Genomic DNA, 21,775 nt, shown 5'->3' on the forward strand with positions numbered 1-21,775 from the left:
CGGGGTCACACCGGCAGGCGGCGGAACACCGGGCGTGGGACGTGGCGCAGTGCCGACATCACCACGCGCAGCGCTCCCGGTACCCACACCGTCTCCGAGCGGCGGCGCAGGCCCGTCTCGATGGCCTCCGCCACCGCCTCCGGCGTCGTCGCCATCGGTGCCTCCTCCAGGCCCGCCGTCATCTTCGACCGTACGAAGCCGGGGCGTACGACCATGACGTGTACGCCCGTTCCGTGCAGCGCGTCGCCCAGGCCCTGGGCGAAGGCGTCCAGGCCCGCCTTGCTGGAGCCGTAGATGAAGTTGGCCCTGCGGGCGCGTTCGCCCGCCACCGAGGACAGGACCACCAGGGAGCCGTGGCCCTGCGTCTGCAGGGCCCTGGCGCAGACCAGGCCCGCCGAGACCGCCCCCGTGTAGTTCGTCTGCGCCACCCTCACCGCCGCCATGGGGTCGTCCTCGTCCTTCGCCTGGTCGCCCAGGATGCCGAACGCCAGGAGGACCATGTCGATGTCGTTCTCTGCGAAGAGGGGGGCCAGGGTGGGGGTGTGGGACTCCGCGTCCAGGGCGTCGAAGGGGATCGTTGTGGCGTCCGCGCCCAGGTCGCGGAGGTGTTGGGCCGCCTTTTCCAAGGCGGGGGAGGGGCGGCCTGCCAGCCAGATTTTTCGGGTTCTGCGGGTTGCCAGGCGGGTGGCTGTGGCCAGGGCGATTTCGGACGTGCCGCCGAGGATCAGGAGGGACTGGGGGGTGCCGAAGGCGTCTTTCATGGGGGTCCTTGGGGGGTGTGTGGGTGGTGGGTGTGGGTGGTGGGCCCTGCGGGGCATTCCCCAGTCCCGCCCCTTCCCGAAACCGGGGCTTCGCCCCTGGGCCCCGGGGGTGGGTGTCCCCTTCGGGTGGGACGGGGGCGCCGCCGAATCGGCGCTCCGCGCCTCGTCCTCAAACGCCGGACGGGCTGAAACGGCCTGGTCGTCGGGCGCCGGACGGGCTGAAACGGCCTGGTCGTCGGGCGTCGGGTGGGGTGAAACGGCCTGGTCGTCGGGCGTCGGGTGGGGTGAAACGGCCTGGTCGTCGGGCGTCGGGTGGGGTGAAACGTTCCGGGGTGGGCTGGGGGCGGAGGCCCCAGGGGTCAGAGGGTCAGGCGGCGGGAGAGGTCTGAGCGGAAGAGGGACGTGGGGTCGAGGGACTGGCGGAGGGCGCGGAAGTCGGGGAGGCGGGGGTACATCGCGGTGAGGGCCTCGGGCCGCAGCCGGGAGTCCTTGGCGAGGTAGACGCGGCCGCCCGCCGAGGCCACCTCGGTGTCGAGCTCGTCCAGGAGGGCGGCGAGCCCGGGGAGGTTCGCGGGGATGTCGAGGGCCAGGGTCCAGCCGGGCATGGGGAAGGAGAGCCAGCCGGGGTCGGCGTCGCCGAAGCGTTTGAGGACGGCGAGGAAGGACGGGCAGCGGTGGGCGGAGATGCGGTGGACGATCCGGCGCAGGGACTCCTCGGCGCCGTAGCCGACCACGAATTGGTACTGGACGAAGCCGGTGGGGCCGTAGACGCGGTTCCAGTGCGGGACGCCGTCCAAGGGGTGGAAGAAGGCGGAGAGCTTCTGGAGCTGACCGGTGCGGGAGCGGGGCGCCTTGCGGTACCAGAGCTCGTTGAAGAGCCCCACTGAGCGCCGCCCGAGGAGCCCTTCGGGGACGAAGCGGGGCGCGGCCGGGAGCTGCCGGGGGCGGAAGGCGAGGGGGGCTGTGCGGGCGCGGGCGGGGAGGGCGTCGAGGGGGGCGTGGTCGCCGCGGGTGAGGACCGCGCGGCCGGTCGCGGCGCCGCGGGCGAGCAGGTCGATCCAGGCGACGGAGTAGCGGTAGCGGTGGTCGGTCGCGGTGAGGCGGGCCATCAAGTCGTCGAGGTCGGTGGCGCGTTCGGTGTCGACGGCCATCAGGGACGTCTCCACCGGGTGGAGCTGGAGCACGGCGGAGAGGATCACCCCCGTCAGGCCCATCCCGCCCGCCGTCGCGTCGAAGAGCGGGCTGCCCGGCTCGACGGTGCGCACCGTGCCGTCCGCCGTGAGCAGGTCGAGGGACAGGACGTGGCGGGCGAACGAGCCCGACACGTGGTGGTTCTTGCCGTGGATGTCGGCGCCGATCGCCCCGCCGACGGTGACGTACCGGGTGCCGGGCGTCACCGGCACGAACCAGCCGAGCGGCAGCAGCACTTCCATCAGGCGGTGCAGGGAGACGCCCGCGTCGCACACGACCGTGCCCGCGTCCGCGTCGATGACGTGCACGCGGTCCAGGCCCGTCATGTCGAGGACCGCGCCGCCCGCGTTCTGCGCGGCGTCCCCGTACGCGCGCCCGAGCCCGCGCGCGATCCCGCCGCGCTCGGCGCAGACGCGCAGCGCGGCCACGGCCTCCTCGTGCGTGCGGGGGCGCACCACGTGGGCGGCGGAGGGCGCGGTCCTGCCCCAGCCGGTGAGGGGGACGGGGACGCGCGCCGGGGCGGACGCGGGGGCTGAGGGCTGGGTGGCTGGCATGCCAGTGACCGTATCGCCCGTTATCGGAGGGGTTGCTCACCTCCGTCGCTCTCCTCACCGAAATGGGTGATTGAGGGAGTGTCATTAAAGATTGCCGTAGTTATTGAGGGTTTTGGTAGAAGAGTCGATATGTGATTAATGAGCGGATTATGGAGGAGGAGGGGAGCGGGGTGCTGCGTGCCGTCGATCTCCGGCTGCTGGCCGCGCTGCGCGACTGCGGGCGCGACCCGCGCGTGGCCGCCGCCGCCCGCGCCCTGTCGTGGAGCGGCGAGCACGGCGCGCTCTGGCTGGCCGGGGGCCTCGCGGGCGCGGCGCTCGACCGCGAGCGGCGCGCCCGCTGGCTGCGCGCCGCCGCGCTCACCGCGGCGGCGCACCTGGCGAGCATGGGCGTGAAGCGGATCGTGCGACGGCCGCGGCCCGGCCACGTCGAGCCACTGGTGCGCACCGCGGGCCGCCACTCCTTCCCCAGCTCGCACGCCACGTCGGCCGTCGCGGCCGCCGTCGCGTACGGCGCGCTGCGCCCGGCCGGAGCCCGCCTCGTACCACCCCTCGCCGCCGCGATGTGCGTGTCCCGCATGGTCGTCGGCGTGCACTACCCGTCGGACGTCGCGGCGGGCGCCGCCCTAGGCGCGTTCGCCGCCCGCGCGGGCCGGACCTGGACGGGAGCCCCGACCGATGGCTGAACGAGCCGCCACCGCCGAACGAGCCGCCGTCCTGGAACAGCGGGGCCCCCTCGGCCCCCGCGCACCGAAACCCGGCCCCGGCGGGCTCCCGCTGGGCCTCCTGAAGACCGCCCGCCCCCGCCAATGGGTCAAGAACGTCCTGGTCATCGCCGCCCCCGCGGCCGCGGGCGAGCTGTTCTCGCGCCATGCCCTGACCCAAGTCGCCCTGGTCTTCGCCCTGTTCACGGCCGCCGCGGCCGCCGTCTACCTCATCAACGACGCCCGCGACGCCGAGGCCGACCGCGCCCACCCCACCAAGTGCCGCCGCCCTGTGGCCGCCGGGCAGGTCCCGGTGTCCGTCGCGTACGCCGTCGGCGGGCTGCTCGCCGCCCTCGCGCCCGCCGCCGCGGCCGTCCTGTGCACCCCGCTCACGGCGGTGCTCCTGGCCGCGTACGTCGTGATGCAACTCGCGTACTGCGTCAGCCTCAAGCACGTCCTCGTCGTCGACCTCGCCGTCGTCACCACCGGATTCCTGATGCGGGCGATGATCGGCGGTGTCGCGCTCGGCATCCCGCTGTCGCGCTGGTTCCTGATCACCACCGGCTTCGGTGCGCTGTTCATGGTGTCCGCCAAGCGCTACTCCGAGGCCGTGCAGATGGAGCGGGCCGCCGAGGCCGCCGAGGCGGCCGGGCGCCCCCGACGGCTCGGTGCGACGCGCGCGTTGCTCACCTCGTACACGACCGGCTATCTGCGGTTCGTGTGGCAGCTCGCGGCCGGGGTCGCCGTCCTCGCGTACTGCCTGTGGGCGATGGAGAGCGGCGGCATCGAGGGCAACGGACTGCTGCCGTGGCGGCAGCTCTCGATGGTCGCCTTCATCCTCGCGATCCTGCGGTACGCCGTCTTCGCCGACCGCGGCACGGCCGGTGAGCCGGAGGACGTCGTCCTGCGCGACCGCGCGCTCGCCCTGATCGGCCTGGTGTGGCTCGCCATGTACGGGTTCGCGGTCGCGGACTGGTGAGGGGTTTCCCGGTCCGGCGGGTGCGGGCCGCCGGGCCCGAGCTTGCCGCGTTCGCCGCGGTCGGTCTGTGCGCGTACGCCGCCGACCTCGGGCTCTTCCTCTGGCTGCGCGGGCCCGTCGGCCTCGACCCGCTCACCGCCAAGGCCCTCTCCTTCGTGGCCGGATGCAGCGTGGCGTACACGGGCAACGCCCTCGGCACCTACCGGCGGGCGCCGGACGGCGGCTCGCGGCTGCGCCAGTACGGGATCTTCTTCGCCGTCAACATCGCGGGCGCCCTCGTCCAGCTCCTGTGCCTCGCGGTCTCCCACTACGGCCTCGGCCTCACCTCGCGGCGCGCCGACACGGTGTCGGGGGCGGGAATCGGGATGGCACTGGCCACTGTCCTGCGATTCTGGGGTACCCGGACCCTGGTGTTCCGTTACCGGGGCGCGGCAACCGCACAGCTGAGGCAGGCGAGACAGGTGACGCAGACGACATGGACTGGCTGAAGAAGCTCCCCGGCATCGGCCCGCTCGTCGAGCGGCTCATGCGCACGCACACATGGCGTTCCTACGAACGCCTCGACAGCGTCCACTGGAGCAGGCTCGCGGCCGCGATGACGTTCATCAGCTTCATCGCGCTCTTCCCACTGATCACCGTGGCCGCCGCGATCTCCGCCGCCACGCTCAGCGAGAGCCAGGTGAAGCGCATCGAGGACAAGATCTCCGAGCAGGTCCCGGGGATCTCCGACCAGCTCGACCTGGACGCCCTGATCGCCAACGCGGGCACCGTCGGCCTCGTCGCGGGCGCGCTGCTCCTGTTCACCGGCGTGGGCTGGGTCGGCTCCATGAGGGAGTGCCTGCGCGCGGTCTGGGAGCTCGAAGACATCGAAGAGAACCCCGTCCTGCGCAAGCTCAAGGACCTCGGCGTGCTCGCCGGGCTCGGCGGCGCGGGCCTCGCCTCGCTGCTCGCCTCCGCCATCGCCTCGACGGCGGTCGGCTGGACGGCCGACCAGCTCGGCGTCGACCGGGACGGGGCCGGGGGCGTGCTCCTTCAGGTCCTCGCGTTCGCCATCGCCGTCCTCGCGGACTTCCTGCTCCTGCTGTACGTCCTGACGCTGCTGCCCGGCGTGCAGCCGCCCCGGCGCGCGCTCCTCGTCGCCGCGCTGATCGGCGCGGCCGGGTTCGAACTCCTGAAGGTGCTGCTCGGCAGCTATATGAAGGGCGTCGCGGCGAAGAGCATGTACGGCGCGTTCGGCGTGCCCGTCGCCCTGCTCCTGTGGATCAACTTCACCGCGAAGCTGCTGCTCTTCTGCGCCGCGTGGACGGCGACGAGCAGGGGCGCGGGCTCCGCCGCGGCGGCGGAGCCCACGGAACCCGTCAGGAGCGGCGGCGACGCACCAGGTCGGGCAGCGGCCAGCGACGGTTGAGCAGGAACAGACCGCCCGCGATCAGCGCGAGCACACCGGCGGTGACGCCGAGCGCCACACCCATGCCGCCGGACTTGCTGTCGGACGAGCTGGCCGCGTTCTCGGCGCCGCCCGCCTGCCCCTTGGGCGCGCCCTTGCCGGAGCCGGTGCTCGCGCCCTTGGGGGCGACCAGCTCGCCGACCGGTGCGACCTTGCCGCTGGCGGCGAAGCCCCAGTCGAGAAGCCGGGCCGTCTCCCGGTAGACCGCGTGGTCCTCGCCGGAGTCGGGGTTCATGACGGTGACGAGCAGCACCTTGCCGTCGCGCTCGGCGACGCCCGTGAAGGTGTTGCCCGCGTTCGTCGTGGAGCCGTTCTTGACGCCCGCGATGCCCTTGTACGGCTCCATGCCCAGGTCGCCGGTCAGGAGCCGGTTGGTGTTCTGGATCTCGAAGGGCTCACGCTTCGTCTTGCCCTTGTTCTTGCCCTTCTTGATCTTCTCCGTCGCGCCGGGGAACTTCGCGGTGGCCGTCGAGCAGTACTCGCGGAAGTCCTTCTTCTGCAGGCCGGAGCGGGCGAACAGGGTCAGGTCGTACGCGGAGGACACCTGGCCCTTCTCGTCGTAGCCGTCGGGCGTGACGACGTTCGTGTCGAGGGCCTGCAGCTCCTCGGCGTGCGCCTGCATGTCCTTGACGGTCTGCGGGACGCCGCCGTTCATCGCCGAGAGGACGTGCACCGCGTCGTTGCCGGAGCGCAGGAACACCCCGAGCCACAGGTCGTGCACGGAGTACGACTCGTTCTCCTTGACGCCGACCATGCTGCTGCCCGCGCCGACGCCCTCCAGGTCCTTCAGCTCGACCTTGTGCTTCTGGTTCTTCGGGAACTTCGGCAGCACCGTGTCCGCGAACAGCATCTTCAGGGTGCTGGCAGGGGCGAGCCGCCAGTGCGCGTTGTGCGCGGCGAGGACCTCGCCGGACTCGGCGTCCGACACCATCCAGGACCGGGCCGACAGCTTCTTCGGCAGCACCGGGGCGCCGCCCTTCAGGTTCACCTGCGTACCCGGCTTGCCGAGGCGCGCGCCGCCGACCGTCGACATCGAGGCGGGCGGCTTCGGCTTGCCCGTCTCGTCGGATCCACCGCCCGGTTTGTCGTCGGCGAACGCGGTGGTGGCGGTCGACAGGGACAGCAGCGTCGCCGTGGCGAGCAGCACGGCGGTCTTTTTCGAGACAGGCACGGACGGAAGCGTACGGGGCCGCTCCGGGGCCATCGCCGCCGAGGTCGGCTCGGCTCCCTTCGCCCCGCCGCCTGCTCCGGACGCCCCACCCCGAAGGCCACGCGTCAGGCCGGATCGTGATACTGAGCGTATGAAGCTCAGCCGCCCCGTCTCCTGGTTCCTGCTCGCCTTCGGCGTGTGGAGCTGGTTCATCTGGATCACTTTCGTCAAGAACCTGTGGAAGGACGGCAGCGGGCTCGCCTTCGACGACGCGGACAAGCCGACGGGGTACTTCTGGGTGCACCTGACGCTCGCCGTTGTCTCCTTTGCCTTGGGGACGGTGGTAGGGACCATCGGGTTCCGTGGCGTGCGCGCACTGCGCCGAACGTCATAGCGATGGGTGTCCTCCTGGGGGTGCTCATCGGGGCAGGAGTGATCGCCGTTTTCGGCGGGCTGCTCTGGTACGTGTGGCGCCGCGTCGTCCGCGACACGACGCGCCCCCGCACGGCCTGGCGCCGGGCGGGCACGGCTCTCTTCCTCACCGGCCCGGCCCTGATGTTCGCGGCCCTCGCGGCCGAGCGCGGCGGCGCCCCCTTCCTCCTCCAGCAGCTCCTGGCCTGGCCGGGCTTCCTGTGGATGGCGTTCGCGCTGTACCTGCTGCTGGCGCTGGTGGCGGGGGAGGCGGTACGTCCGCTGCTGCGCCGGTGGCTGGAGAGACGGGCGGATCCACCCCGCCCGACACCGGAGGCCGAGGCCGATTCACCCCGCCCGACGCCGACGGCCGAGGCCGATCCAGCCCGTCCGGCGTTCGAGGACGAGGCCCGAAGGGCCGATGAAGCGGGGACAGGGACGCAGCCCCATCAGCCCGAAAGGCAGCCCGAAGGGGCGAAGCCCCGAGGGACCGAGCCACCCGGGCCCCACCTGACCCGGCGCCTGTTCGTGTCCCGCACGGTGGCGGGCAGCGCCGCGGCCATCGCGACGGCAACGGTCGGGTACGGCACGTACAACGTCCTCCGAGGCCCGCGGATCAAGCGCGTGACGGTCCCGCTGGCCAAACTCCCGCGCGCCGCGCACGGCTACCGCATCGCGGTGGTGAGCGACATCCACCTGGGCCCCGTCCTCGGCGAGGGCTTCGCGCGCCGCGTGGTCGACACGGTCAACTCCACGCAGCCGGACCTGATCGCCGTGGTCGGCGACCTGGTGGACGGCGACGTGGCGGACCTGGCGGGCGCGGCCCGCCCCCTCGCGGACCTGCGGGCGCGCCACGGGGCGTTCTTCGTCACCGGCAACCACGAGTACTTCTCGGGCGCCGAGCAGTGGGTCGAGCACGTCCGCGAGCTCGGCCTGCGCCCCCTGGAGAACGCCCGCACCGAACTGCCGTACTTCGACCTCGCCGGGGTCAACGACGTCCAGGGCGAGGGCGAGGGCGAAGGACCCGACTTCGGCAAGGCGCTCGGCGACCGCGACCGCACCCGCACCTCGGTCCTCATGGCCCACCAGCCCGTCGTCATCCACGACGCCGTCAAGCACGGCGTGGACCTCCAGCTGTCCGGCCACACCCACGGCGGCCAGCTGTGGCCCAACAACTTCATCGCCGACCTCGCCAACCCGACCCTCGCGGGCCTGGAGCGCTACGGCGACACCCAGCTGTACGTGACGCGCGGCGCCGGAGCGTGGGGCCCGCCCGTGCGCGTGGGCGCCCCGTCCGACATCACCGTCGTGGAGCTGGCGTCCCCGAGGGCGTGAACGGGCCCGGGCCGAAGGTCTCGGCGGCGGGCGACGCGGCCCCCGTGACCGACGTCGGCTCCGGCTCCGGCAGCGGCGGCGTCCGGTGCGGGGGCTCCGTGGGCCGTGGCGGCGCCGCCGGGCGGGGCGGGGCGGGCGTGCGGGGGAGCGTGACCAGGACGGTCAGGCCCTCGCCGGGCGCCGTGCCGACCGACACCTCACCGCCGTGGGCGCCCACCACGCCCTGCACGATCGCCATGCCGAGCCCGCTGCCCGCGCCCCGGCCCGCACGGAAGAACCGGTCGAAGACCCGGGCCGCGTCCGCCGCCGGAAGCCCGGGCCCCTGGTCGGCCACCGTCAGCCGGACCACGCCCTCGCACCGGTCGAGGGCGAGCCGCACGGGGGCGTCGGGGGGCGTGTGCGTACGGACGTTGGCCAGCAGGTTCGCGAGGACCTTCCGCAGGCCCTGCTCGTCGGCCTGGACGAGGATCGCGCCGTCGGCGGACACCGCGAGCGGCCGGTCCGGCTCCTGCGCGCGCAGGTCGTCGGCCGCGTCCCGGACCAGACGGCTCAGGTCGACCGAGCGGAAGCGGAGCTCGGGCTGCTGGTCCAGGCGGGCCAGGGTGAGCAGCTCCTCCACGAGGTGGTTCATGCGGTCGGTCTCGGCGTTGACGCGGTCCCAGGCGCGGGCGCGGTCCTCGGGGGTGCTCAGCATCCCCCTGTCGTACAGCTGGAGGTAGCCGCGGATCGCGGACAGCGGGGTGCGCAGCTCGTGCGAGGCGTCCGCGACGAACTGGCGCAGCTGGGCCTCGCTGCGCTCACGGGTCGCGAACGCCGTCTCGACCTGCTGGAGCATGGAGTTGAGCGCGAGCCGCAGCTGCTCGGTCTCCATCACCGCGGCCCGGCTGGAGGGCACCCGGCGTTTCAGGTCGCCGTCGGCGATCGCGGACGCCGTCTCCACCATGTCCTCCAGCGGGCGCAGCCGCTGGTGCGCGGAGACCATCGTGAGGACGGCGAGCAGCCCGAGCAGGACGGCCCCGAAGGCGAGGTCGAGCTTGAGCGCCTTGCCGACGCCGGACTGCACGTTCTCCGTCGACGACGCCATGAGCAGCACCGAGTGGTCCTTCAGGCGCACGCCGATCGCACGGTAGGAGTCGCCTCCGAGCGTCAGGTTCTGCGGCGAGGTGTGCCGCGCGAACTCGTGCGGGTCGCCGACGGCACGCGCCAGCTCGTACTGGCGGGCGGTCGGCGGCAGCGGGCCGATGTCGACCGGCTCGCCCGCCGCGTCCACCGCGAGGAACGCCGACTCCGCGAGCGGGAGGCCGTTGGCCTTGCTGGGGCCCTCCGACAGATGCTCAAGGGCGCCGAGCCCGGTGAGGTCCTGGATGTCCTTGAGGGTGAGACCGCTGTTGCGCAACGCCGAGCGGGACGCGGACAGTTCGGTGTCGACGTTGTCGAGCAGGTAGTGCCGCATGCCCATCAGGCTCACGGCGGTCGCCGCCACGATGCCGAGGGCGAGCAGCGCCACGTTCACGAGCGTGAGCTTGGCGCGCAGCGAGCTCATGCCGAACCGCCGGTTGGGGCCACGGCCGGAGCGCGGGGCGCGGCCCGGGGTGGTGCGGGCGGGCACGGCGGCGCGTGGGCGCAGCAGGGCGCGCGGGCGGAAGGCGGGGCGCGCACGCGGGGCGGGGCGCGGGCCGGGGGCGCGGAGCCTCATGCCAGTCCGTACCCGACGCCGCGCCGCGTCGTGATGAGGGGCGGCCCCACCTGGTCGAGCTTGCGCCGCAGATAGCTGACGTAGGTCTCGACGACGGTCGACTCCGCCGCGTGCTCGATGTTCCACACATGGCGCAGCAACTGCTCCTTGGGCACGACCCGGCCGCCGTTGCGGACCAGGAAGCGCAGCAGCGCGTACTCCGTCGGGGTCAGCTGCACCGAGCCGCCCTCGCGCCGCACCACATACGTCGTCTCGTCCAGCTCCAGGTCGCCGTAGCGCAGCGGCGGCCGCTGCGGCAGTACGTCGTGGGGGCGCACCCGGCGAAGGACCGCGCCGATGCGGGCCACGACCTCGTCGATGTTGAACGGCTTGGTGATGTAGTCGTCGCCGAAGCCGAGCGCGCCCACGACCTCCGCGGGCGCGTCCCGCGCGGTGAGGAACACCAGCGCCAACTCGGGCCGCCGCGCCCGCAGTTCCCGGCCGAGGGCGCGTCCGTCGCCGTCGGGCAGCATCACGTCGAGCAGCGCGCAGTCGGGGCGGGTGCGGTCGGCGGCGGCCAGGGCCTCGCGGACCGTGCCCGCGGTCATCACGTCGAAGCGGTGGTAGCGCAGGGCGATGGCGAGGACGTCGGCGATGGACGGCTCGTCCTCGACGACGAGGACCGTGGCGTGGCCCCGCGCGTCGGCGCCCCCGGCGGCCGAAGCGGCTGCGACATCTGTTCCCCGGTGACCTTCGGCGTGGCTCATGTCCCCAGTATCCGCACGGTCGTTGTACGAAGGGCGGGGTCCGCGCTTTGGAGTTCCTTGAGAATCACGGCCGTAACGCGCCGTTGGCCGGGCGGACCCCTGATGCTGGGCGCGGAGCCCGGGACAGCGGCGCGATCCACACGGAGCGAGGGAGGGCGAGTCGTGACGGCATGGGCGCGGTGGTGCTACCGGCACCGCCTTGTGGTCGTCGTGCTGTGGCTGGGCGCGCTGCTCGGCCTCGGGGCCGTCGGCGGCTCCGCGGGCACCGACTACACCAACGTCTTCTCCCTGCCCGGCACGGACTCCCAGCGCGCCCACGACCTGATGACGAAGGCGTTCCCGGAGCGCAGCGGCGACACCGACACGGTGGTGTGGCGGACCGAGGCGGGCTCCTCGGTCCGCGACCCCGCCGTACGCGACCGGATCGAGCCCGCGCTCCGGCGGATCGCCGCCCTCGACGGCGTCGGCGAGGTCGCGGGGCCCTACGCCGCCGGGCCGCGCGCCGCCGCGCAGGTCAGCGAGGACGGGCGGATCGCCTACGCGCAGGTCACGTTCGTCCGGCAGGCCGGCGAGATCCCGAAGGAGCAGATCGAGCGGGTCGTCGACACCGCCCACGCTGCCGCCCGCGACGGCCTCCAGGTCGAGCTGGGCGGCCAGGCCGTCGCCCGCACCCTGGAGCCGCCCGCGGGCACCTCCGAGGCCGTCGGCGTCGCGGCCGCCGCCGTCGTGCTCTTCCTCGCCTTCGGCTCGCTCTTCGCGATGCTCCTGCCGATCGTCACCGCGGTGTTCGCCGTCGGCACCGGCGTGCTCGCCACGATGCTGCTCAGCCATGTCACGGACGTGCCCGAAGTGGCGCCGCTGATCGGCTCGTTGGTCGGCCTCGGCGTCGGCATCGACTACGCGCTGTTCATCGTCACCCGGCACCGCAGGGGCATCCTGCGCGGCCTGGAACCGCAGGAGTCGGCGGTGCAGGCCCTCAACACCTCGGGCCGCGCGGTGCTCTTCGCCGGCGGCACGGTGTGCGTCGCGCTCGCCGGGATGCTCGTGATGAACCTGCGCTTCCTGGACGGCGTGGTGATCGCGGCGTCCCTGACGGTGGTCCTCGGCGTCCTCGCCGCGATCACGCTGCTCCCCGCCCTCCTCGGCGTCCTCGGCGTCCGGGTGCTCAGCCGCCGCCAGCGCCGCGCCCTCGCCGCGTCCGGGCCCGAGCCCGAGGAGCCCGGCGGCCTCACCGCGCGCTGGTCCGCCTTCGTGCAGCGCCGCCCGCGCACCGTCGGCGTCCTCGCCGTCGCCGTCATGGCGGCCCTCGCCATCCCGCTCCTCTCGCTGCGCCTCGGCGCCACCGACCAGGGCAACCACCAGGGGTCGACGACGACCCGGCAGGCGTACGACCTGCTCGCGGAGGGCTTCGGCCCCGGCTTCAACGGGCCCCTCCAGGTCGTCGTGGACAAGCCGGACCCCGAAGCCGCCGCCGGGCTCGTCGAGCGCATCCGCGACACCGAGGGCGTCGCCCGGGTGCACCCGGCCCCGCCGTCCACCGCGGCCGACACCACCGTCATCGAGGTCGTGCCGACCAGCTCGCCCCAGTCCGAGGAGACCGACCGGCTCATCGACAGGCTGCGCGGCGACGTCCTGCCCGAGGCCGGGGCGGACGCCCATGTGGGCGGTGTGACCGCCGTGTTCAAGGACTTCGCGGCGGTGACGGCCGACCGGCTTCCGTACTTCGTGGGCGCCGTCGTCGTCCTGGGCTTCCTGCTGCTCCTGGTCGCCTTCCGCTCCCTCGTCGTGCCCCTGACGGCGGCCCTGATGAACGTGATCGCGGCGGCCGCCTCGTTCGGGGTGCTCGTCGCGGTGTTCCAGTGGGGCTGGGGCGGCGAGCTGCTCGGGCTCGGCAAGGAGGGCCCCGTCACGGCCTTCCTGCCCGTCGTCATGCTGTCGCTGCTCTTCGGCCTGTCCATGGACTACCAGGTGTTCCTGGTGAGCCGCATGCACGAGGAGTGGGCGCACACCCACGACAACGCCCGCGCGGTCCGCGTCGGCCTCGCCGAGACCGGCCGCGTCATCAACTGCGCGGCGCTCATTGTGATCTGCGTGTTCTCTGTGTTCTCTGCGGTCCCCGCGTTCGTGCTCAGCGGCGACACGGAAGGCGCGATGGCCGGGATCGGCCTCGCCGCGGCCGTCGCCCTCGACGCCTTCATCCTGCGGACGGCCCTCGTGCCCGCCGCGATGCACCTCCTCGGCCGCGCCAACTGGTGGCTCCCGGCCTGGCTCGACCGCCGCCTGCCGCACCTGGCCGTCGAGCCGAAGGAGGCGGAGCCGCCCGCCCCGGAGGACCTGGAGGTCCTGGTGGCGGCGGCCCTCGGCACCCCGCGCCCGCCTGTCTCCCCGGCCTCCCCCGGCCCGCGGGGCCCGGCGGGCGCGGGTGGTTCGACCGGGGTGAACCCGTACGGGGCCGCGCACGCCTACGAGGCGAAGGACGGCACCCGCGACACCTCCGGGGAGGCGGCGAAGCCGCTGCCCCCGTACGACGGCCAGGGGTCCGCGACCCCGTACGGCCCCTACCGACCCGGGCGCCGGACTGCCCCCGGCGCCCGCACACCCGGCGTCCCCGGCCCGCGCACACCCGGAGCCCCCGGGCCCCGCGGCGCGGCCAAAGGACATGGCGTACCCAAGGAGGACGACGCGCCCATGGCAGGCGAGACACCCAGCGAAGGCGGCGCACCCGGCCTCTACGGCCCCGTCGTCCACGGATTCATCATCACGCCGGACGGCGACCCCATCCACAGCGTGACGCTCACGCTGCTGTCCAAGGGCGGCAGCCAACTGGACCGGGTGTCGTCCCTGGCCGACGGCTCCTACATCCTCGCCGCCCCCGCGCCGGGCGTGTACCTGCTGGCGGCGACGGCCCCCGGATACGCCTCGAAGGCCCGTCACATCATGCTCGGCGACGGGCCGTTGACGTACGACCTGGAGCTGGTGGAGGCGGTGGGCGGCGGAGTGAACGCCGTGACCTGACCCGGCACCGGCCGGTACGGGTCCGGATTCGACCGGACCGACCTGGACCCGGCCGGTGGGCGGAGCTGCACCCGCCCACCGGCCTCACCGCCGGGACACCCGCCCGCCGACGACCCGAGCCCACGGGACGGCGAGCGGGAGGACCGGCACAGCGGTGGCCGCCCACCCGTGGGGGCGGCCACCGCTGCTGACGCCCTGCGGACCGCGCTGACAGTGCTCCCGCCCGGGATCGGGCCCGCCGCCCGACGAACCCCGCCCCGAGCCGTCGCGCCGCCCCCGCCGCACCTCACCCGTCAACTGCGCCCGCAGCCGCCGCAGTCCGCGGTGCAGCGCCATCCGGACGGCGCCGGGCCGCTTGCCGAGGACCCGGGCCGCGCTCGGCCCGTCCATGCCCATCACCACGCCCAGGTAGACGGCCCGGCCCTGGTCCGGCGGCAGCCCGGCTACCAGGTCGAGGGTGTCGTCGGTCGACAGGGCCTCCAGGACCTCGTCCGCGGTGTCGCGGGCGGCCGGTACGTCGAGCGCGTCGCCGTCGGTGAGGCTCAGGCGGGGGCGGCTCAGGCGGCGGCGGACGTGGTCGCGGGCGCGGTTGCGGGCGATGACGGCCGCCCAGCGGCGGAAGTCGCCGCCGTCGCCGGTGAAGCGCCGCAGATCACGGGCGATCTGCAGCCACGCCTCCGACGCCACGTCCTCCGACTCGTCCCCGACGATGCCGCGCACATAGCCGAGCAGGCCCGGGTGCACCCACTGGTACACCGTCGCGAACGCGGCCTCGTCCCCCTCCTTGGCGGCGGCGAGGGCGCGCGTCAGCTCCGCGTCGCCGATCCTCGTACGCCCGCCGGGGCCCGCCGACGCGCGGTCCCCCCGGCCCGCGCGCCCACCGCCCCCGGGGCTCCGGCCGTCGGGCTCCCTGCCCTCGGATCCCCGGTCCTCACGCTGTTGGTCCCCACCCGCGCCCACGCGCTCCTCTTAACCCCCGCTGACACTGCGCACCGTGCCCGTGCCCCCATGGCCCCGCGGCCCCGTACGTCCCCGGTCCCGCTACTGCCGCGCGGGTTCCGGCTCCGCGTCGGGCGCCGGGGCGGTCCGTCGGCCCGGCAGCGTCAGATAGAAGGTCTGGAGGGACTCCGCCGCCCCCGCCTCGTAGCGGTTGACGACCTTCCCCAGCGGGCTCCACACCCGCCCGTCCGGCATCCGTACGCCGACGGTCTGCCCGAAGAACTCCCGCTGGCTGTCGTCGAAGTCGATCCACGCGGCCCCGGCCCTGCGCACCAGGACCTCACCGACGTACGCCCCGAACCCGAACAGCGCCCCCGCGACCTCCGCCCGCTCGCGCCCGTCCTTGCGCAGCCCGTCCAGGACGAAGTCCACGACGCGCAGGCTCCGTACGGAGAAGTCCAAGGGCAATCGATTGCGCTCCGTCACATGCGCGACGAACCTGCGCGTGTACCCGCGCATCTCGTCGGCTCTCGGCGGTCTCTTCCCCTCACCGGCCATTCTTCCCCACCCCTTTGGCTTCGCCCCCGTGTGTGCGGGAGCACCGAACGCACTCTCCGCTTAACAAGCGCAACCAGGATCCCAGGCGTCACGGGTGCCGCCGGTGTCCCTTCTCACACGCCCAACTCGCCCTGCCCGTACAACCTTTGCGGTTGATCGGCCGTCCGCGAGGCGTTGCGGAATGCCCGATTTCGGCACGGCGTGGTGACGGGGCGGCACCGTGTTGTACAACCACCGCGCCCATCGGGTGAGGGCCCGTCGGGGCGAGTGGGGAGGGGCGAAGGGCGTGGAGATTCCCGGGCTTTCGGAGGACGTGGTGGAGCTGAGCGAGGAGGAGAAGGCGCGGCTCGTGGGGGAAGTGCCGGACCGGCGGGTGGTGTGGGTGGGGGTGGTGCTGTTGGTGATCTGTGCGGGCTTCTTCCTCAGGGCGCTGTGGGTGGCGTGAGGGGGGCTGCGCCGGGCGGGATGGGGGTGCTGCGGGGTGGTGCGCCAGGCGCGACCGGGGTGCCGCGTCAGGCGCGACCGGGCCCCGGACCAGGGCGTCGCCTCCGGTCAGGGCCTATGCGCGGCCGAGCCCCGGCCGCTTCGAGTAGTCCGTGAAGCCGACCACGTTCCCCCACGGGTCGGCGATCTCCACGGTCCAGCCCGTCGCCACCGAGGCCGGTTCGGCGAGCACCGCGACCCCGGCCTCGCCGAGTTCGCGGGCCTTCGCGCGGGCGTCCCGCACCTCCAGCCAGACGCGGGGCGCGGGCCACGGCGGCGGGCGGCGGTCGGCGCCGTCCTCCACCCGGAGCAGCACCCCGGGCGTCTCCGCGCCCACCTTCAGGATGGCGAGACCGGCCTCGTCCAGGCGGTACGTGAGCGGAAACCCGGCCCGCTCGTAGAAGCCGACCGCCTCGTCGAGGTCGCCCACGGGGAACAGCGCGTTGTCGAATCCGAGCAGGTCGGAGGCCGCCGACGGCTGGCTATTGTCTGACATGTCGTCAGAATACGGGTCGGTTCGGCCCAGGAGCCGCGTCAATGCCGCGCGGCGCGTTTCCCGCCGGGAACCCTGGTACCCGACCACCACCACCGCCGCGACATACGGAGCACCCCATGCCGGAACCCCACGACCCCCAGGACGCCCACGACCCCCAGGACTCCCGCCCCGTCCTGGACCTCACCGCCCTCGCCGACGACCACCTCAACCAGGCCCGCACCGCCGCCCACGGCCGCAGCGCGCACCTGATCGTCCACGACGGGCCGCTGCGCCAGAGCGTCATCGCGCTGTCCGCGGGGTCCGCCCTGCAGGAACACGCGACCCCGCCCGCCGCGACCCTCCAGGTCCTGCGCGGCAAGGTGCGGCTCACCACCGAGTCCGGCGCCGACAGCGTGCTCGCCGGGGGCCAGCTGTGCGCGATCCCGAAGGAACGGCACGGCCTGCTCTGCCTGGAGGACTCCGTGGTGCTGCTCACGGCGGTCACGGAGACGGCCTGAACGGGGCCCGCCTCAGCGAGCCCCGGCCTTCTCCGACCCCTCCGCCCGCGCCCACACCAACCCCACCCACACCAAACCCCACACCGCCACCGCCACCCACAGCAGCACCCGCCCCAGCGTCCGCAGCCAGGGCACGTCCGTGACCACGCCGGTGGACAGCGCGGCCACCGCCGTCATGCCGAGCGGGAACACGGTGGCCCACCGCCGCACGTCGTAGTGGAACCGTGGCCGGGCCACTTCCGCGGCGAGCAGCACCGCGTACCAGGCGAGCGCGAGGCCGAGGAGGACGAAGGTGAGGGTGCGCAGCACGTCGTGGCCCGTGCCCGTCCACAGCGGCACGGCGGTCAGCTTGGAGGCGGCGAGCGCGGAGATGGCGAGCGCGCCGCCCGCCACCCAGTGGTCCCCGGCGCCCGTCACCGTCTGCCGGAAGTCGAAGCGCAGCAGCGCGCAGGCGTACAGGAGCAGGCCGAGGGCGAAGCACGCGAGGGCCGCGTCGCCCAGCCAGTCGCCCTCGCCCGCGAGGCACAGCGTGGCTGCGAGGACGGCGAGGCCCTGCGTCGCCACGCACACCAGGAACACGCCGCCGGGCAGGCCCCGGCCCCAGTGCGGGCGGGGCACGTCCCGGCCCCAGTGCCGCACGACGGCGACGAGGAGGCCCGGCCATACGAGTGCCGCGAGCACGAGCAGCGCGATGGCGAGGCCCTGCCGGTCCAGGAGCGAGAAGCGGGTGCCGAGCACCGCCGTCGCCGCGACCGCCGTGAGCGCGGGCGGGGTCACCGCCGCCGCCGTCCAGCGCTCCCGGTCGCGCGCGAGCAGCGTCACGAAGTCCGCCGCGAGGAGCAGCCACACGAGGGCCGCGACGGCCAGCAGGACCTTGGACAGCACTTCGTGGCCGGTCAGGTGCAGGCCGACGGAGATGATGCCGGTCGCCATCACACAGGCCCCGGCGGCCGGGGTGACCTCGTTCCACCACTGGTGTCTCACCCGGCCATGACAACCCGGAGCGGCGCCCGCCACCACTTAGCCTAGGCCGAGCTGCGGACCCGCGCGGCACGCCGTGGGATGGCGGTGTGACTGCCTCCACCGCCCCGGACGCCCCGGACGCCCCGGGCGGCCCCGACGCCACCGCCGAGCCGGGCCCTCCCGCCGAGCCGGCCGCCCTCCTCCTGCGGACCGGCCGCTTCCTGCGCCGGGGCGAGGCCGCGCCCGACCTGCACAGCGTCCGGATCGAGGGCGGCCGCGAGGGCGACGTCTTCTACCGGGACCGGTGGAGCCACGACAAGGTCGTGCACTCGACGCACGGCGTGAACTGCACCGGCTCCTGCCGCTGGAAGGTGTACGTCAAGGACGGCATCATCACCTGGGAGACACAGGCCACCGACTACCCGACGGTGGGCCCCGACCGCCCCGAGTACGAGCCCCGCGGCTGCCCGCGCGGCGCGGCCTTCTCCTGGTACACGTACTCCCCGACCAGGGTGCGCTACCCGTATGTCAGGGGCGTGCTGCTCGACCTCTACCGCGAGGCCAGGCAGCGCCTCGGCGACCCCGTCCTCGCCTGGGCCGACATCCAGGCCGACCCCGAGCGGCGGCGGACGTACCAGCGGGCGCGCGGCAAGGGCGGCCTGGTGCGGGCCGGTTGGGACGAGGCCGTCGAGATCATCGCGGCGGCGCACGTGCACACCATCAAGACGTACGGCCCCGACCGGGTCGCGGGCTTCTCGCCCATCCCCGCCATGTCAATGGTGTCCCACGCGGCCGGTGCCCGCTTCATGTCGCTGATCGGCGCGCCCATGCTGTCGTTCTACGACTGGTACGCGGACCTGCCGGTCGCCTCGCCGCAGGTCTTCGGCGACCAGACGGACGTGCCGGAGTCCGGCGACTGGTGGGACGCGGCCTACCTGATCATGTGGGGTTCGAACGTCCCGGTGACGCGGACGCCCGACGCGCACTGGATGGCGGAGGCGCGCTACCGGGGCCAGAAGGTCGTGGTCGTCGCCCCGGACTACGCCGACAACGCCAAGTTCGCCGACGAGTGGCTGCACCCGCACCCCGGCACGGACGGCGCGCTCGCCCTCGGCATGGGCCATGTGATCCTGCGCGAGTGCTTCGTGGAGCGGCGCGTGCCGTTCTTCGACGACTACGTACGCCAATTCACCGACCTGCCCTTCCTGGTCACCCTGACCGAACGCGACGGGGCGTACGTGCCGGGGAAGTTCGTGCGCGCCGCCGACCTCGGCGACGGCGGCGAGGGCGCCGAGTGGAAGACGGTCGTGTGCGACGAGGCCACCGGGCGGCCGGTCGTCCCCGGCGGCTCCCTGGGCTTCCGCTGGACGGAGTCCGGCAAGGGCAGGTGGAACCTCGACCTGGGGGACGTACGGCCGAGGCTCTCGCTGTACGAGGAGGGCGCACCCGGCGTCGAGGTGCTCCTGCCGCGCTTCGACACCGAGGGCGGCGCGCACGGGCAGGGGCGGGGCGAGGTGGTGCGGCGCGGGGTGCCCGCGGTGCGGCTCGCCGGGCCGGGGAGCCCGCTGGTCACCACCGTCTTCGACCTGCTGCTCGCGCAGTACGGCGTGGGGCGCGAGGGCCTGGCGGGGCAGTGGCCGTCCGGGTACGACGACGCGTCCGCGCCCGGCACGCCCGGCTGGCAGGAGGCGCACACCTCCGTCCCGGCCGCCAAGTGCGTGCGGATCGCCCGGGAGTTCGCGGAGACCGCCGAGAAGTCCCGGGGCCGCTGCATGATCCTCATGGGCGCGGGCACCAACCACTGGTTCCACTCCGAGACCATCTACCGGTCCTTCCTCGCCCTCCTCCAGCTCACCGGCTGCCAGGGCCGCAACGGCGGCGGCTGGGCGCACTACGTCGGCCAGGAGAAGTGCCGCCCCGCGACCGGCTGGGCCACCCTCGCGGGCGCGGGCGACTGGTCGCGGCCGCCCCGGCAGATGATCGGCTCGGCGTACTGGTTCCTCAACACCGACCAGTGGCGCTACGACCGGTTCGCCGCCGACGTGCTCGCCTCCCCGCTCGGCGAGGGCCGGTTCACGGGGATGACGGCGGCGGACTGCCTGGCACAGTCGACGCGGTCGGGCTGGATGCCGTCGTACCCGACGTTCGACCGCAACCCGCTCGACCTGGGCGAGGGCGCCGACCCGGTGACGGCGGCCGTGAACCAACTCCGCTCCGGGGAGCTGAAGTTCGCCTGCGAGGACCCCGACGCGCCGGAGAACTGGCCGCGCGTGCTCACCCTGTGGCGGGCCAACCTCCTCGGCTCGTCCGCCAAGGGCGCCGAGTACTTCACCAAGCACCTCCTCGGCACCCACTCCTCCCTGCGCGCCGAGGAGGCGCCGCCCGGGGCCCGCCCCCGCGACGTGACCTGGCGCGAGCAGGCCCCGGAGGGGAAGCTCGACCTGCTCCTGTCCCTGGACTTCCGCATGACGTCGTCGACGCTCCTGTCCGACATCACGCTCCCGGCCGCCACCTGGTACGAGAAGCACGACCTTTCGACCACCGACATGCACCCCTTCGTGCACGCCTTCACCCCCGCCGTCGACCCGCCCTGGCAGGCCCGCACCGACTTCGACGCGTTCCGCGCCATCGCCGACCGGCTCAGCGAGCTTGCCGCCGACCACCTCGGCACCCGCCGCGACCTGGTCGCGACCGCCCTCCAGCACGACACCCCCGCCGAGACCGCGCAGCCCGGCGGGCTCGCCCTGGACTGGCGGCGCGGCGAGTGCGAGCCCGTGCCGGGGAAGACCATGCCCGCGCTCACCGTCGTCGAGCGCGACTACACCGCGATCGGCGCCAAGTTCGCCGCCCTCGGCCCGCTGGTGGAGCAGCTCGGCCTGCCCGCCAAGGGCATCGCGCTGCGCCCCGACGAGGAGGTGGCGGCGCTCGGGGCGCTCAACGGCGTCGTACGCGAAGGTCCCGCCGCCGGACGCCCCCGCCTGGACACCGCCGTGAAGGCCGCCAACACCATCCTCGCCCTGTCCGGGACCACCAACGGCCGCCTCGCCACCCAGGGCTTCCGCACTCTGGAGGCCCGCACCGGCCAGGAGATGGCGCACCTCGCCGCCGAGCACGAGGGCAAGCGCGTCAGCTACGCCGACACCCAGGCCGCGCCCGTCCCCGTCATCACCTCGCCGGAGTGGTCGGGCAGCGAGTCCGGCGGCCGCCGCTACACCGCGTTCACCCTCAACACCGAGCACCTCAAGCCCTGGCACACCCTCACCGGCCGCCAGCACTTCTTCCTCGACCACGACTGGATCCACGAGCTGGGCGAGGCCCTGCCCGTGTACCGGCCGCCGCTCGACATGCACCGCCTGTTCGGCGAACCGCGCCTCGGGGCCGACGGGGAGCGGGAGGTGACGGTCCGCTACCTCACCCCGCACAACAAGTGGTCCATCCACTCCGAGTACCAGGACAACCTGTTCATGCTGTCGCTGTCCCGGGGCGGCCAGGTCGTCTGGATGTCCCCGGACGACGCGGCGGCCATCGGCGTCCAGGACAACGACTGGATCGAGGCGGTCAACAGGAACGGCGTGGTGGCCGCCCGCGCGGTCGTCTCGCACCGCATGCCGGCCGGCACGGTCTACATGCACCACGCGCAGGAACGCACCGTCAACGTCCCCAGGACGGAGACGACCGGAAAGCGCGGCGGCATCCACAACTCCCTGACCCGCCTCCTCCTCAAGCCCTCCCACCTCATCGGCGGCTACGCCCAGCTCTCCTGGGCCTTCAACTACCTGGGCCCGACGGGCAACCAGCGCGACGAGGTCACCGTGATCCGCCGCAGGACCGAGCAGGAGGTGACGTACTAGCC

19 protein-coding genes are annotated in these 21,775 nt (G+C 73.8%); 10 read left to right on the plus strand and 9 right to left on the minus strand.

The window, feature by feature from the left end; all coding sequences use genetic code 11:
* Positions 1 to 5 precede the first annotated feature (5 nt).
* Positions 6 to 761: a decaprenylphospho-beta-D-erythro-pentofuranosid-2-ulose 2-reductase gene (locus ACZ6AA_RS02195; RefSeq protein ID WP_468450964.1), complete on the minus strand. Its 756-nt coding sequence runs from the start codon at positions 759 to 761 to the stop codon at positions 6 to 8.
* A 359-nt stretch (positions 762 to 1,120) separates the two neighbouring features.
* Positions 1,121 to 2,506 (minus strand): FAD-binding protein, encoded by a 1,386-nt coding sequence (locus tag ACZ6AA_RS02200; RefSeq protein ID WP_468450966.1) that lies wholly within the window; start codon positions 2,504 to 2,506, stop codon positions 1,121 to 1,123.
* Positions 2,507 to 2,655: 149 nt separating this feature from the next.
* Between ACZ6AA_RS02200 and ACZ6AA_RS02205 the strand changes: the two genes are divergently transcribed.
* The 4 genes from ACZ6AA_RS02205 to ACZ6AA_RS02220 are packed head-to-tail and all read left to right on the plus strand — an operon-like array spanning position 2,656 to position 5,594.
* Entirely contained in the window at positions 2,656 to 3,189 is a 534-nt protein-coding gene (locus ACZ6AA_RS02205; protein WP_471455771.1) for a phosphatase PAP2 family protein, read from the plus strand.
* Positions 3,182 to 4,186 (plus strand): decaprenyl-phosphate phosphoribosyltransferase, encoded by a 1,005-nt coding sequence (locus ACZ6AA_RS02210; protein ID WP_468480427.1) that lies wholly within the window; start codon positions 3,182 to 3,184, stop codon positions 4,184 to 4,186. Before ACZ6AA_RS02205 ends, ACZ6AA_RS02210 begins: the two co-directional genes overlap by 8 nt.
* Positions 4,183 to 4,674: a GtrA family protein gene (locus ACZ6AA_RS02215; RefSeq protein WP_468450972.1), complete on the plus strand. Its 492-nt coding sequence runs from the start codon at positions 4,183 to 4,185 to the stop codon at positions 4,672 to 4,674. The genes ACZ6AA_RS02210 and ACZ6AA_RS02215 overlap by 4 nt, the downstream gene beginning before the upstream one ends.
* A complete protein-coding gene (locus ACZ6AA_RS02220; protein WP_468450974.1) occupies positions 4,662 to 5,594 on the plus strand; it encodes a YihY/virulence factor BrkB family protein in 933 nt (310 codons plus the stop codon). The genes ACZ6AA_RS02215 and ACZ6AA_RS02220 overlap by 13 nt, the downstream gene beginning before the upstream one ends.
* On the opposite strand, the gene ACZ6AA_RS02225 is transcribed toward ACZ6AA_RS02220, so the two are convergent.
* Positions 5,545 to 6,804, minus strand: coding sequence for a D-alanyl-D-alanine carboxypeptidase family protein (locus ACZ6AA_RS02225; protein WP_468450976.1), 1,260 nt, complete (start codon positions 6,802 to 6,804; stop codon positions 5,545 to 5,547). The genes ACZ6AA_RS02220 and ACZ6AA_RS02225 overlap by 50 nt on opposite strands.
* 130 nt (positions 6,805 to 6,934) lie before the next feature.
* On the opposite strand from ACZ6AA_RS02225, the gene ACZ6AA_RS02230 reads away from it, so the two are divergent.
* Complete coding sequence (locus ACZ6AA_RS02230; protein ID WP_380844518.1) at positions 6,935 to 7,177, plus strand: SCO4848 family membrane protein; 243 nt, start codon at positions 6,935 to 6,937, stop codon at positions 7,175 to 7,177.
* A 2-nt stretch (positions 7,178 to 7,179) separates the two neighbouring features.
* Positions 7,180 to 8,529 (plus strand): metallophosphoesterase, encoded by a 1,350-nt coding sequence (locus ACZ6AA_RS02235; RefSeq protein ID WP_471455775.1) that lies wholly within the window; start codon positions 7,180 to 7,182, stop codon positions 8,527 to 8,529.
* On the opposite strand, the gene ACZ6AA_RS02240 is transcribed toward ACZ6AA_RS02235, so the two are convergent.
* Both ACZ6AA_RS02240 and ACZ6AA_RS02245 read right to left on the minus strand, forming a co-directional pair.
* Positions 8,495 to 10,072: a sensor histidine kinase gene (locus tag ACZ6AA_RS02240; protein ID WP_468451706.1), complete on the minus strand. Its 1,578-nt coding sequence runs from the start codon at positions 10,070 to 10,072 to the stop codon at positions 8,495 to 8,497. The genes ACZ6AA_RS02235 and ACZ6AA_RS02240 overlap by 35 nt on opposite strands.
* A gap of 149 nt (positions 10,073 to 10,221) precedes the next feature.
* On the minus strand, positions 10,222 to 10,971 hold the full coding sequence (locus ACZ6AA_RS02245; protein ID WP_468480428.1) for a response regulator transcription factor: 750 nt from the start codon (positions 10,969 to 10,971) through the stop codon (positions 10,222 to 10,224).
* A 162-nt stretch (positions 10,972 to 11,133) separates the two neighbouring features.
* Here ACZ6AA_RS02245 and ACZ6AA_RS02250 point away from each other — a divergent pair, with 162 nt between their 5' ends.
* Positions 11,134 to 13,986, plus strand: a complete 2,853-nt coding sequence (locus ACZ6AA_RS02250; protein WP_471455778.1) for an MMPL family transporter — start codon at positions 11,134 to 11,136, stop codon at positions 13,984 to 13,986.
* An 84-nt stretch (positions 13,987 to 14,070) separates the two neighbouring features.
* On the opposite strand, the gene ACZ6AA_RS02255 is transcribed toward ACZ6AA_RS02250, so the two are convergent.
* Together ACZ6AA_RS02255 and ACZ6AA_RS02260 are read right to left on the minus strand one after the other, a co-directional pair.
* A complete protein-coding gene (locus tag ACZ6AA_RS02255; RefSeq protein WP_468480430.1) occupies positions 14,071 to 14,946 on the minus strand; it encodes an RNA polymerase sigma factor in 876 nt (291 codons plus the stop codon).
* An 81-nt stretch (positions 14,947 to 15,027) separates the two neighbouring features.
* Entirely contained in the window at positions 15,028 to 15,444 is a 417-nt protein-coding gene (locus tag ACZ6AA_RS02260) for a hypothetical protein (RefSeq protein WP_468450986.1), read from the minus strand.
* 325 nt (positions 15,445 to 15,769) lie between these two features.
* On the opposite strand from ACZ6AA_RS02260, the gene ACZ6AA_RS02265 reads away from it, so the two are divergent.
* Positions 15,770 to 15,928 carry a hypothetical protein gene (locus ACZ6AA_RS02265; protein WP_468450988.1) on the plus strand — a complete coding sequence of 53 codons (159 nt, stop codon included), beginning with the start codon at positions 15,770 to 15,772 and terminating at the stop codon, positions 15,926 to 15,928.
* Between the two features lie 114 nt (positions 15,929 to 16,042).
* On the opposite strand, the gene ACZ6AA_RS02270 is transcribed toward ACZ6AA_RS02265, so the two are convergent.
* Positions 16,043 to 16,462 (minus strand): VOC family protein, encoded by a 420-nt coding sequence (locus tag ACZ6AA_RS02270; RefSeq protein ID WP_468450990.1) that lies wholly within the window; start codon positions 16,460 to 16,462, stop codon positions 16,043 to 16,045.
* Between the two features lie 116 nt (positions 16,463 to 16,578).
* On the opposite strand from ACZ6AA_RS02270, the gene ACZ6AA_RS02275 reads away from it, so the two are divergent.
* Complete coding sequence (locus ACZ6AA_RS02275; protein ID WP_468450992.1) at positions 16,579 to 16,959, plus strand: cupin domain-containing protein; 381 nt, start codon at positions 16,579 to 16,581, stop codon at positions 16,957 to 16,959.
* A gap of 12 nt (positions 16,960 to 16,971) precedes the next feature.
* Here ACZ6AA_RS02275 and ACZ6AA_RS02280 read toward each other — a convergent pair whose 3' ends face one another.
* Positions 16,972 to 17,943, minus strand: a complete 972-nt coding sequence (locus tag ACZ6AA_RS02280) for a tellurite resistance/C4-dicarboxylate transporter family protein (protein ID WP_471455782.1) — start codon at positions 17,941 to 17,943, stop codon at positions 16,972 to 16,974.
* A 182-nt stretch (positions 17,944 to 18,125) separates the two neighbouring features.
* Here ACZ6AA_RS02280 and ACZ6AA_RS02285 point away from each other — a divergent pair, with 182 nt between their 5' ends.
* Positions 18,126 to 21,773, plus strand: a complete 3,648-nt coding sequence (locus tag ACZ6AA_RS02285; RefSeq protein WP_471456592.1) for a nitrate reductase subunit alpha — start codon at positions 18,126 to 18,128, stop codon at positions 21,771 to 21,773.
* Positions 21,774 to 21,775: the final 2 nt, after the last annotated feature.

This window comes from Streptomyces sp. NPDC040610, from assembly GCF_055594065.1.